The 12,819-nt window shown below is 58.1% G+C and carries 8 protein-coding genes and 1 pseudogene; 5 read left to right on the forward strand and 4 right to left on the reverse strand.

Features of this window, described 5'->3' with window-relative positions:
* The 4 genes and pseudogenes from WA989_RS10120 to trbB all read right to left on the reverse strand — a co-directional run.
* Positions 1–333: pseudogene (locus tag WA989_RS10120) on the reverse strand (conjugal transfer protein TrbE); the annotation flags it as partial.
* On the reverse strand, positions 327–581 hold the full coding sequence (locus WA989_RS10125; protein ID WP_424340378.1) for a VirB3 family type IV secretion system protein: 255 nt from the start codon (positions 579–581) through the stop codon (positions 327–329). The pseudogene WA989_RS10120 and the gene WA989_RS10125, both read right to left, overlap by 7 nt.
* Positions 581–913, reverse strand: coding sequence for a TrbC/VirB2 family protein (locus tag WA989_RS10130; protein WP_424340379.1), 333 nt, complete (start codon positions 911–913; stop codon positions 581–583). The genes WA989_RS10125 and WA989_RS10130 overlap by 1 nt, the downstream gene beginning before the upstream one ends.
* Positions 910–1,857, reverse strand: coding sequence for a P-type conjugative transfer ATPase TrbB (gene trbB / locus WA989_RS10135; protein WP_424340385.1), 948 nt, complete (start codon positions 1,855–1,857; stop codon positions 910–912). The genes WA989_RS10130 and trbB overlap by 4 nt, the downstream gene beginning before the upstream one ends.
* 375 nt (positions 1,858–2,232) lie before the next feature.
* Between trbB and WA989_RS10140 the strand changes: the two genes are divergently transcribed.
* From WA989_RS10140 to WA989_RS10160, 5 genes are all read left to right on the forward strand, one after another.
* Positions 2,233–3,078, forward strand: a complete 846-nt coding sequence (locus WA989_RS10140) for a DNA -binding domain-containing protein (protein WP_424340380.1) — start codon at positions 2,233–2,235, stop codon at positions 3,076–3,078.
* Between the two features lie 287 nt (positions 3,079–3,365).
* Entirely contained in the window at positions 3,366–4,328 is a 963-nt protein-coding gene (locus WA989_RS10145; RefSeq protein ID WP_424340381.1) for a helix-turn-helix domain-containing protein, read from the forward strand.
* Positions 4,329–4,422: 94 nt separating this feature from the next.
* Entirely contained in the window at positions 4,423–6,642 is a 2,220-nt protein-coding gene (locus WA989_RS10150; protein WP_424340382.1) for a TonB-dependent receptor, read from the forward strand.
* Between the two features lie 27 nt (positions 6,643–6,669).
* Entirely contained in the window at positions 6,670–8,340 is a 1,671-nt protein-coding gene (locus WA989_RS10155; RefSeq protein WP_424340383.1) for a tannase/feruloyl esterase family alpha/beta hydrolase, read from the forward strand.
* Between the two features lie 292 nt (positions 8,341–8,632).
* Positions 8,633–12,819, forward strand: a 4,187-nt coding sequence (locus WA989_RS10160; protein ID WP_424340384.1) for a tetratricopeptide repeat protein, incomplete at its 3' end; no start/stop codon positions are given.

Genomic DNA, 12,819 nt, shown 5'->3' on the forward strand with positions numbered 1-12,819 from the left:
GGACTGCTCAGCGGCACGCGCTCTTTCTTCATCGACCAGCCATGAGGCCGCATCGGGGAAATCGGAGACCGCGTAATCAGACTGCGGACGGCGCACTGCTTCGAAGAAAAGCGCCCAGCCGGCCCCGAACCGGCGCAGCACATTGTTGACGCGCGCCGTGACCGCGACGAGTTCTTCCTCGGTCGAGCTTTCCAGGTCCGGGCCCCGATAGCGGAAACTTGTCTGGAAGCTGCCATCCTTGTTGAGGACGACGCCCGGCGCCACAAGGCAGGCCCAGGGAAGATAGTCCGAGAGATGCTTCGGACGGGTACGGTATTCGGCGAGGTTCAGCATGAAAGATGCTCCGCATGGCGGGCCGAGCGGCTGGCGACAGCCATGAAATCCGGGTCCTGACGGGCGACCATGACAGCCGCGCTATGCCCGACGATCCAGAGGATGAGGCCCGGCAGCCAGAGACGCAGGCCAAGGGCGAGGGCAGCGGCCAGCGGACCGATGGCGATGGCGGCCGCGCGCGGCGCGCCCGCCATCAGGATTGGCTCGGTGAGCGAGCGGTGCAGGGGGATTTCATAGCCTTCGGCCATCAGAAGGTCGCCCCGCCACCGAAGGAGAAGAAGGTCAGGAAGAAGCTCGTTGCGGCAAAGGCGATCGAAAGCCCGAAGACGATCTGGATGAGCTTGCGCATGCCGCCGGACGTCTCTCCGAAAGCGAGGGCGAGGCCCGTCAGCGTAATGATGATTACTGAGACGATGCGGGCGACCGGACCCTCAATCGAGGCGAGGATCTGGTCAAGCGGGCCTTCCCAGGGCATGCCCGAGCCGGCGGCGTAGGCTGGGGCGGCGAGGGTGATGGCGAGGGCAAGACCTGCCGCAACCGGCGCGAACCGCGTGTTGGGGCGAGAGTGGGGGTAAGTCATTGAAGGGCTCCTTGCTGGACAATGGAAAACTTGCGGGCGGCGAGGGGTTCGGTTGTATAGGTCTCGCCATTGAACCCGGTGATGCGGATCGCATCCTCGACGCGGCGTGTGCCGCCGGCGCGGGAGAGAAAGACGACGACGTCGATCGCTTCTGCGATGAGCGCGCGCGGGATGGTCTGGGTGGCTTCCCCGATCAGCTGTTCGAGCCGTGTCAGCGCGCCATGGGCTGAATTTGCGTGAAGCGTGGTGAGCCCGCCCGGATGGCCGGTGTTCCACGCCTTGAGGAGGTCGAGCGCTTCAGGCCCGCGGACCTCGCCGACAATGATGCGGTCGGGCCGGAGCCGTAGTGTTGAGCGCACCAGCGTCTTCAGATCAGCCCTGTCCCGGTGGGTGCGCAGGGCGACATGGTCCGGACCGGTGACGCGCAGTTCCCGCGTGTCTTCGAGCAGGATAATCCGGTCATCGGCAAAGCCCGGCTCTGCCAGCAAGGCATTGGCGAGTGTCGTCTTTCCAGATGAGGTGCCGCCAGCAATCAGGATATTGGCGCGGGTTTCGATGGCGGCGCGGAGCGCTGCTGCAAGGGCGGAGGGCAGGGTGCCGGCGGCCACATAGTCGGACAGGGTGAAAGGCCTGGAAGACGGCTTCCGGATAGCAAAGCAGGGCGCCGTAGCGATCGGGGGGAGGAGGCCCTCAAACCGTTCGCCCGTCTCCGGAAGTTCGGCGGACACGATGGAAGACTGAAGCCTATTCCCTTGCCCAAGGCTGGAGGCCACGATCCGGATGACACGTTCGCGATCTTCTGGGGACAGCACGGTGTCGGTCAGGGTGAGACCGATACCGTGGCGTTCGAGCCAGAGCCGGCCATCGGGATTGACGAGGACTTCGATGACATCGGGCGCTTCAAGGGCCTGGCGAATGGCAGGACTGAAGGCCGTGCGCAGCATGGCGACCTGGCGGTCGCGTGTTTCCTGATGTGTTCCGGTCTGGGTCACTGGCCCGCTCTCCGATCTTGGACTCTGAGGCACAGATTGATCGCAGAAGGTCCGTGCGGCGAGTGGGAGACAAGGCCATTGGGAACCAGTCGAGGCAGAGAGATTCAGCTGCGTACAAGCCCTATGAGCTGTGCGCCGGCTGGCGGGGCAGGCGCCTTGTACGGACTGAAATCGCACCATATCGCGGAGGCAGCAGAAATAATTCTATTTAGGAGTACAGAAAAGTTGAATGACGGCACTTCGATAGCCTTATTCCGTTAAAAAATAAATCTAGGGTTTGAAATTGGTATGAGTCTTGCTCGAATTCGCCTGGCAGGGGAGTTTGCGATGAAGACATATTCTCTGAAGAGTGATGGCGTGCTGAAGCGCTATGATTATCTCTGGCGTCTGTCTCCCGACCGTTGGGCCTGGGAGTATTTGCGGCGCAACCCGGACTTCCTGCAGGACGCCGAAAACTGGACAGCCGATGACCTGTCCGAAGGCGTAGCCTGTAGTACGACCCGCATCATCAAGCCTCGGACGGCGCAAACACTTGCGCACAGATGGGGGCTCGCGCTCTTGCCCGACCCTCATGCCAGTGCATTGGATGCTGATGTGATCTGGCAGAAGACTGTCTATCCTGATCAGTTCGAGGTGCATGTCAGCCCGAGAGCCGCCGGGGAGATGTGCGACATCTGTGAGAAGGTCGCGCCCCTCTATTCCGTGACGCTCTTCACAGACCGTCAGGGAAGGGAATTCCTGCTTCTGCGCGGACAGGGACACGTGATCCAGGTGCGCTGCACCGGTCTGTCATTGCTGAGCCTAGAGCCGGTCCGCATGAAGCTGCAGGTTTCAGATGTCGAGGCGTATGAACGCCAACTCAGGGCTTACAAGGACGCTCTGGCGCTCTATGGCCCTGTCCCGGAGGCGCAGGCGCCGCTCTGGACCAAGCGGACACAGATGCTCAGGGATGGGCTTGTCGCACTCGACTGCAAGGCGCTTGGATTGAGCAGGAAGGAGATTGCAAGGGTTCTGTATGGCCCGGAAGCGGTCGAGGAAAACTGGGGCGCGGTCGGCTCCACCATGAAGGACAGTCTGCGTTACCTGGTGAACAAGGCCAAGGGCCTTCGGGATGGCGGCTATCTGATGGAGCTGCTTGGAGCGCGGCTTGGTCCGGAAAAAGCGGCCGCCTAGAGAGCGGTCCCGCGAATTTCACGTCATCTTGGAAGACCGACGCTGCGATCGGCACGGAATAGACCCAATAGGTCGTCTTGCCATTGCGGACGCTTTTCACCCGTTTGGGATTGCCATCATATGTGTGAGTTTCGGTGAGGCCTGTTGCCGTGATCGATGTTGGCTGGTTGGCCGTGCCGTAGACGATCGACCGACAGCGCCAGCATCACTTTTGATAAACCGGGAAGATGCCTCTACGGTTGGCGCATTGGCTTGAATCAGAGTGATGGATAACTGTGACACTTCGAATGGATCGACTTCATTTGAACGCGCTGGGTGAGGCCTCTGAGGTCCTGTCGGCCGCCGATGTTGTGATTGCACTCGCTTCCAGCGCTGTCATGAGAAATGATGAAACGCATTCGCTCGGCGAAGCGTCGCTGCCCAAAGGGTATGCGTCCATGTGTGCACGGATGATGTTCGGGAACCCGACATTTGGCCACGCGCTTACGGCGACATCGAAATTCATGGCAGCTTCACATGGCGTTTTCGAGTTGAACCTGAACACGAACGAAGGCGTCGTCCGCCTGTCTTTGGCTGCCAAAGGCCGCGATACGGCAGGAACAGCAGCCCTCGAAGCGGTCTGGATCAGCATGCTGACGATGATGGCCAACCGCTATTTGTGCGAGCACCTGCCTGTGAACAAGCTTGGAGTCAGAGCCGCCAACCGTACACAAAGCCGACTTGAGAAATCACTGGAACCTCAAGACGTGGTCCGGGAAGATACGACTTTCGTGGAGTTTCCTGAAGCTTACCTGTTGAAGCGGGGAAAATCCTGGCACACTGAGACGCCACTCATAGATTCCGTGCTGTTTACGTTCGGTTCCGGAGCGTCACTTCAGGAAGAAGAGACTGTTGCGGGAGAAGCCATTCGCTCTCTGGATTTGTACGAATCCGATACCATTCCGGCTCAACTGAGTGCTCGACAGAAGCGTCGATTGATTGGCAAACATTTCGGTGAAAATTTCCGGAGCATGGAATTGAAACGCCGGGTCGATCACGCCCTGAAACTTATCGCACAGCCGCATCTGACCATGTCGGATATCGCAGAGCGGACCGGTTATTCAGACGACCGCAGTTTCAGGCGCTTTATCAAAATGCAGACCGGCCACACGCCGTCCGCCATTCGTGAGCAGATGAGCGAAGAGATTGACCTGCAGCAGACGGATTTCCGAACTCGGCTCACCGATATCATGCGCCACCTCGAGATTTAGCGCAGTGGCCGAAAGTGTCCGGTAAGATGGCCGACTTGGTCCTGTTCCAGTCAGCCTGACTGCGGTTGCCTCCTCAAAAAAAGGGAGGAAACTCATGATATCGAGAAACAAAAGAATAAGCTGCGCGAACGCGTTTCGAGTTCTGCTATTGTCTACTGCAGCGGGCTTGCACGCCAATGCGACACACGCCCAGGCAGACGCAACCGGTTCGGTGGGTTCCGGCGGCCAGATCGATCAGGAAGGCCGGCTCGGCACCGTCACTGTTACCGCGCAGCGCAAGGCTGAAACCGATCAGGACACTCCAATTTCAATCACTGCGCTTGGTGAGGAGGCGCTTGAAGATCGCGGTATTACAGACATGGCTGCATTGCAGTTTGCGGTTCCGAACGTATCAATTGGCCAGCGCCTCGGCGCTACAAACATCACCATACGCGGCGTCGGACGCAGCATCGGTGATCCCGGCGTCGCCCTGAATGTCGACGGCGTCTACCAACCGCGCGATTTTCCGATGGCTGCTGCTCAACTCGATCTGGAGAGGGTCGAGGTGCTTAGAGGACCGCAGGGCACTTTGTACGGCCGCAATGCGAATGGCGGTGTGGTAAATTTCATCACGGCGGAGCCGACAGATGAGCTGGAGGGCTACATCAAGCTTGGCTACGCAACGTTTAACCAGAAGACAGTTGAATCGGTAACCAACATTCCTCTCAATGATCGTGTGAGAACACGCCTGTCTCTCAACTACACCGATCGGGATGAGGGGTTCGTGAAGAATATAGCAGGCGGCGAGGACCTTGATACAATCGAGAGTCTTACGGGTCGTTTTCGACTCGACGCTGACCTTACGGACAATCTGACATTGGGCCTTAACTTCAATGGCTTCGACGCCGAAGGTGCCACCGATTATTATGTGCCAACGGATGAACCCAGCTCGTACGGTATCAGCCTCAATCCCTATTTAACCACCGCAGAGGTTGCGGGCAGCTATTTTGAGACGACGGCGCTGGGCCCCACACACAGTTCACGGTCGATGCAAGCCGCCAGCGCAACGCTTGACTGGTTGGTCGGCGATTTGGCGCTGAAGTCGATCACGTCGTATCAGCGGGTTGATTCTTCATGGACGATGGATCGGGATGGCGTTGATCTGCCCATCGTGGACGCCACACAGGATGAAAGATCCGAGACCTATTCGCAGGAATTGAACATTTCCAGCAGCGTCGGACGGTTGGACTGGGTTGGCGGATTGTATTTCTACGACGACAGCTACACGCAGAGCGCCGACTATGTTTTCGAAATAGGATATGCGCCGCTTCCTCCCAACTCCACGCTTTCGTACAACACCTTGCCACTGGATACCCAGGCGCGGGCTGTATTTGGAGATTTGACCTACGCCTTTACAGATCGTTTCAGAATGATTGGCGGCGTCAGATACTCAGAAGATGAACAGGAAGGCTATCAGCACCATTTTGTCGGCTCGACACTGCCAGACACCTCTTCGACCATTACCTGCGATAGCGTCACGACGAAGCTCAGCGACAATTCGACAACCTACCGGCTTGGTGCACAGTTCGACACAACCCAGACCAGCCAAGTCTACGTCATGAATTCTACAGGCTGGAAGGCTGGAGGCCTCAACCATTCATCATGTGCCGATACGTTCGACGCAGAAACGCTCGACGCCTATGAAATCGGCTTCAAGGGTCTGTTCTTTGGTGGAAATCTGAAATTCAATACATCTGCGTTTTACTATGACTACGACGATTTTCAGGTGCGCGAGGTTGTTGGCATCTCTGCGTCAGTGACCAATGCCGGTAGCGCCACAGTTCAGGGGCTCGAAATTGAAACGGAATGGGCCCCTGACGATCATTGGGTCCTCAACGGAAATCTGTCTCTGCTGGATGCGACCTACGGCGATTTCACGAATGTCGATTCTCTCAACCCCCAACTTGGTGCGCAGAACCTGGAGGGGCGCTATTTGACCAGCGCCCCGAAGGTTTCCGGCAATCTGGGCATTGCCTTTCACTCTGATACCCATAGCTGGGGCGATGTTACAGCCCGGGCTGATGCGAGTTATCGGTCTGAAGTTTTCTTCCGGGAGTTCAACACGCCGCAGGAATCGCAAGACGGTTATACCGTCGTAAACGCGAACCTGATCTGGAACAGTCCGAGCGGTGCATACAGCGCTCGTTTATTTGCGGACAATGTCTTTGACGAAGGCTACTGGACAGCGATGCTGGCAATCGATGGGTTTGGTGGACTTGCGGGCACCTACGGGCGACCGCGCCAAATTGGCATCGAGCTGAAGGCGAGGTACTGATCCATGTTTTGCCAAAAGCCCAATAGGATGGCGACCGCTCCGGTCAGCTTATTACTCATGGCCGCCACTGGACTTGTTTCCAGTTGTAGCGCAGCGCAGCTTTCTCCGCTTCCTCCTCTTCAGGAGCGCTGTGCGGCGCTGAACGGTATGTCGATCGCACCATCGAGCATTTCTATGCCTACAAACGGGGCGCGTATTACGTCGGCTCGAACACAGAGTGGCGAAGAGAAATCCGGCAACTATTGTCACGCGGCAGGTACAATTCTTTCCGTCGACCCGGCCGCTCCGCCGATCAGGTTTGAAATTGGGCTTCCCGGCGATTGGAACGGCAAAGCCCTGATGCTCACGGGCGGTGGATTTGATGGGATTGTGCCCGCCATCGACATTCCCCTCTTTGCCCAGCCTGCCGAGTTAGTGGCTGCGCCGTTGAGCCGTGGCTATGCGGTTTTTGCAAGCGACAGCGGCCACCAGGGTACAACAGAAGAAGTTGTGGCTCCCCTGATTGATGCGAGCTTCGCATTGAATGATGAGGCCCGGGATAATTATGCGGGCGACGCACTGATCAAGACGTATGACGCTGCACACGAAACCATATCCGGTTTCTATGGCCAGCCCGCCAGGTATCGCTATATCGCTGGCGGTTCAAATGGTGGGCGTGAGGGCCTTCTCGCAATCTCGGCTTGGCCCGACAGGTTCGATGGGGCAATCGTCGCCTATCCTTTCTGGGGACACGCGACGACCTCCCTCAGCTTTGGCGCTGTTTGGCGGCAGTTCAAAGACGCCGGAGCCTATCTTACGCCCGATGATCAGGAGCTTTTTCAAAACTTCATCTATGACAGCTGTGATGGGCTCGATGGGCTGAAAGATGGGGTCATTGCCCGGCCTGATGCATGCCGGCCCGAGTTGGGCGACATCGCATGCACGGATCGGAAAACAGATCGGTGTCTTGCGCCGATGCAGATCGAGGCGTTGAAACGGTTTGATGGACCGGTTGACCTGTCCTGGAAAACGGCGGGCGAGAAAAGCCATCCCGGGTTTCCCATATTTCAGGGAGCCGATATTCGCGGGCAACAACAAATGGGCAACGTGCCGCCGCAGTTCCCGATCGATAAGGAGATGCCGACCACTGCGCAGTTCTACGATCAATTCATGCGTTACTTCGTATTGCGTGACCCCACTGCAGATCCCTGGGATATCGACCCGGAAAATCCGGGCAAGCTGGCAACAACCATAGAGTCAGCGACGAAGCTGCTCGATGTTCCACCATCGGGATTCGACGCGTTTCGACGCAAGGGCGGAAAACTTATCATTTTTCAAGGTTTGGCTGACCCAATCGTCAGCCCCAGGACGACAGCAGATTTCTGGCATCGCGTGGGCGAGGCTGCGGGCACCGAAGAAAGAGATCGGTTTGCACGATATTATATTATTCCAGGTTACGGTCATGGAGCCGGAGGCACCAATGCATTTCAGCCATCCTGGGACCAACTCGGTGTTCTGGAAGATTGGGTCGAGCACGGAACGGCACCAGGCCCTTTAACAATGACCGATTTTTCGCAATCGCATTTCGGACGAACAAGGCCAATTTGTCGTTTCGGTCGCTGGACCTCGTATCAATCTGGCGATCCTCGCTCGTCAAACAGCTTTGCCTGCATTCCAAATGCAAGCGACGAGCATTCTGCCGAGACAACATCTCGATAATGCCGTTGGGTACTGCCAATCCAATGCGAGCAGGGCTCCAGCAGCAATAGCTGCTGCTATGTTCAGCCAGCGACAGGGTCGTGCCATTCGCGAAGAGGAAGCACGCAGGTCCCTGAAACCAGCTAGGCGTTCGATGTGTCTGTTGAAGTCATTGCAGAAGGGTGGGGGGCAGGCGGTTTTCTGCAGAGTTTTCATCCCATTGCGCTGCAGTATTGCCGCTCTCAAATTTTTTGCATCGTTGAGCATCGCAGAAGTGCCGGTTACGCTGGCATAGACATGAGGCGAGCCGACTTTGAAACCGACACATGCCAGAAACCAGTTCGTCGCCAATAAGGTCTTCACCGACCGTGAAGATGCGCGAGACCTGTTTCGGGTCCGCCTCAAAGAGCGCCAGCCACGAGATGAGTATTGCGTCCTGAACTGGTATGGCGTTGGCGGCCAGGGCAAGTCGGCTCTTTCGCGCGAATTTGTCCGGATTGCAGACACGATCGGAGATCTTGAAGCGATCGGGGCTGTCCCTCGGCAGTTCGCGGCGGCCCGGATCGAATTTGAGCTACCTGCCCACCGCCAGCCAAGTGACGCCTTGCTGTCGCTGCGGCTTCAGCTCGCCCGCAAGGCCGGGATTTCCTTTCCGGGCTTCGACCTCGCATTTGCAAGGCATTTCGTACTCACAAATCCAGGCGTCGATATCCGCCGGCGGCATCCGGAACTCTTTCGCGACGAAAATACGGTCCTGCTGGACGTTATCGAGTTTGGGACGTCGATCAGCGCCTTTGTTCCCGGCCTGCACGTGTTCGTGAAATATGCCCATCAGCTTTCCGGACGGGCAAGGGACTGGTTCGAGCGGCGTGGCCGCACCGAGCTGGTCGGTCTCGATACGCTGACCGCTGACGAGCTCCTGGCAAGGCTGCCAAGCTTTTTTGGTGCAGATCTCTGCAGGGCACTTGAGGACGACCCCTCCCTTCGATGCGCCGTATTGCTCGACGGATATGAAGCGTTGTGGAAGGACTCGCCGCAGGCCAGCAATTCGCTACTTGGTCATCGCGTGGATCAATGGGTCAGGCTGCTGGTCAGGGATGCGCCAGGCGTTCTGTTTGTCATTCTCGGTCGAGACAGGCTCAACTGGACCTCGATCAGCGATGACTGGGAAGGGATTATAGACGCGCATTTGCTTGGCGCGCTTTCGCTTGAGGATGCAGGGGCGTTTCTGAGCGCAATACCTATCCCGGATGAGGCCCTGCGCGCTGCCATCATGGACGGGTCGAAAGGCCTGCCGTTCTATCTCGATCTGCAAGTCGATCTCTACAGTGATCTTGTGAATTCTGGCCGGAAGCCCTCTCCGGACCATTTTGCCGGCACGCATCCTGACATTCTCGCCCGCTTCCTCGATCATATAGACCCGGCTGAAGAGCTTATCCTCCGGCTGGCTTCATATCCGCGGCAGCTCAACGAGCTCGATTTCGCCCGGCTTGCGCGGGAGTTTCTTGGTGGTGTCGGCCAGTTCAACTGGGATCTTCTGACACGGCGCAGCTTCATCACTGATCTCGGGTCGGCGCAATTCCAGATGCACGACTTGATGCGCGAAGAGCTTCAAAGCCGCGAACAGCGTGAACGCCCGGCCGTCTACCAGGCCGTCCACCGATACCTGCTGGAGGCCTATACGCGCGAATTTCCTAATCAGGCAGGACAGGTCAATGCCGATCACGGCCTCTACTTCGAATTCTGTCTCGATCATCTGACGGCGCTTGGCGGCGACCTCGACTGGCAGGCTCAGATCCTTCCCCTCTTCGAAGAAGCACATCGCGATCGCCTGCTTCAGAAATACTGGGCAAGAACCTGCGACATGAGGCGCAGCAAATATGGCGAAGCGCATGACCTGACCCTGACCGCTCGCCACAATGTGGCAACCTATCTTGGTTATCTTGGCGAGCATCAGGCCGCTCTTGAGGAATTGCAGACAGTCTACGACGTCAGGAAGCAGTCGGACGACTTTGGTCCAACCCATCCCTCAACCCTGGCGACGCGCCACAGCATGGCCGTCATGACCAGTACGCTTGGTGATCATCGAACCGCGCTGGCGGAACTTCGGGCCATATATGAGGCCGAATCCGCCTTACGCGGCCCAGAGCACCATTCGTCGCTCGCCACCCGCCACAATATAGCCTCCGAGCTCAGCTCCCTCGGCGATCACAAGCAGGCCCACCGGGAACTTGAAGCGGTTTACACGATCAAATGCCATCAGAGCGAGCTTGGCCCGGACCATCCGTCCACGCTCGTCACGCAGCACAATCTTGCCTTCGAGCTTGGCCATCTGGGGCAGCACAGGGAGGCGCTCAAGGTTCTCGAAGGTGTTCTGGAGATTCAATCCCGGTCCGACAAGCTCGGCCCGGATCATCCCCAGACGCTCGGCACCCGGCAGACGATAGCCACAGAGCTTGGCGCCCTTGGCGAGCACAGAAAGGCCCTGGAAGAGTTGAGGGCCATTTACGAGGCAAGAGCCAATCCTGACCTGCTCGGACCCGAGCACCCCTCAACACTGGAGACCAGACATCAGATCGCAGCTGAACTGAGTGCACTTGGTGAGCACCGCGCCGCTCTTGCCGAGTTTGTGGACCTCTATGAAATCCAGTCGAGACCCGACAAGTTTGGTCCGGAACATCCTGTCTCTCTCAGAAATCGCAGCAGTGTGGCGTCTGAACTCAGCTCGCTTGGAGATCTGAAGGCGGCGCGTGACGAGTTTGAGGCTATTTTGGCGATTGAAACGAGATCGCAGCAGCTTGGTCCAGAGCATCCGTGGACCTTGCAGACCCGCTGCAGCCTGGCGGGCGAGCTTGCGGCCCTCGGTGACAACGCCGCTGCGCTTGATCATCTGGACGCTGTCTACAGAATACAGATGCGGTCAGATCAGTTTGGGCCGGAGCACCCTTCAACCCTCTCGACGCGCCATGGCATTGCCGCGCAATTGAGAGCGCTCGGTAACCACGAGGAGGCGCATGCTGAATTGCAGGCGATTTACGAGATCGAGGCGCGACCGGACAGATTTGGATCAGATCATCCCTCGACATTGTCGACCCGCCACAGTCTGGCGTCATCGCTGAGCGCGCTCGGCGAGCATGAGGCCGCTTATGCCGAGTTCAAGGCAATTTACGCGATCGAATCGCAGCCAGACAGACTTGGCTCGGATCATCCCTCGGCTCTCGGGACCAGAAACAGCATGGCCTTTGAGCTTCAGGCGCTAGGCCGAATTGACGAAGCCTATGAGGAACTCAAGGCGATCCTTGCAATAATGAGCCGCCCCGAGCCGCTCGGCCCTCATCATCCATCAACACTTTCCGTTAGAAAAGCCATCGCCCAGCTCCTGAGCAAGAAGGGCGATGACCGGGCAGCATTGCTGGAACTGGAAGATGTTGCCGCCACATTGCTTGGGCCATGCAGGTATGAACCCGAATATCCCGCATTGCTGGCGACCCGGCTGAGCATCGCCAGCGTCAAGGGCAGGCTGGGCCTGTATGGTGAGGCGTTCGAGGAGGTGAAGAGTGTCTACGACACCATTTCGAGGCAGGACAAATACGGTCCCGGGCACCCGGTCTCGATCAATGCAAGGGCGAACCTTGCCAGCTTGCACGGCCAACTTGGCCGTCACCAAGACGCTTATGATGAGTTTTGCGCCATCGAAACCTTACTCAATGAGCCCGACCGGCCGCGGCTCGCACGGCCGACCTCGCTCGAGATCAGAACGCAGATGGCGGTTGAACGGGCCTCGCTGGGAGACAGCCAACAAGCCCATGAGGGCTTCAGCGCAGTGCTTGAAGAGATGCAGCAGTCAGGCCGCTTCAGGCCGGACCACGAGTCGGTGATCTCAACGCGTAGGCGCATGGCAAGACAGCTGGTGCGCCTTGGCAGATATCCCGCCGCGAAAGAGGAGTTGGAGGCGATCCTTGAGGCGGTCGGCGTTGAGGCAAGGCAGGCGTCCGATGACCGCGCAAGCCTGGCGCAACAATCGATCTTGGCCGATGTGCTCGGGGACCTTGGAAAACACCAGGCCTCATTTGAGGCCTTAAAGGCTATCGCCGAGACGAGGGGCGCCTCCGCGAAATTCGGTCCGGCGCACATCTCCACCTTGAATGCGCGCCACAGCATGGCCGTGCAGCTGCATGAACTTCAAGACCATCAGGCAGCGCGTGATGAACTTGCGCGCCTCCATGCTATTCAGTTGAGCGCACCCCATATCGGCCCGGACCATCCTTCAGCGCTTTCGGTTCGCCAAAATCTGGCACGGCAAATGGGTCATCTCGGAGATCATGATGCTGCGCGGGCTGCGCTGGACAGCGTGTTGCGGGTTAGGGCAAGTTCCGAACGGCTGGGCCCAAATCACACATCCTGCCTTGTCACGCGGGCTTACCTGGCACGGGAGATCGGCAAGCAGGGAAACAGCGATACAGCAAGGTCGATGATGGAGGATGTGCTGGAGAGATGGAC

Origin of the sequence: Henriciella sp. (genome assembly GCF_049649345.1) — a bacterium.
GTDB lineage: Bacteria > Pseudomonadota > Alphaproteobacteria > Caulobacterales > Hyphomonadaceae > Henriciella.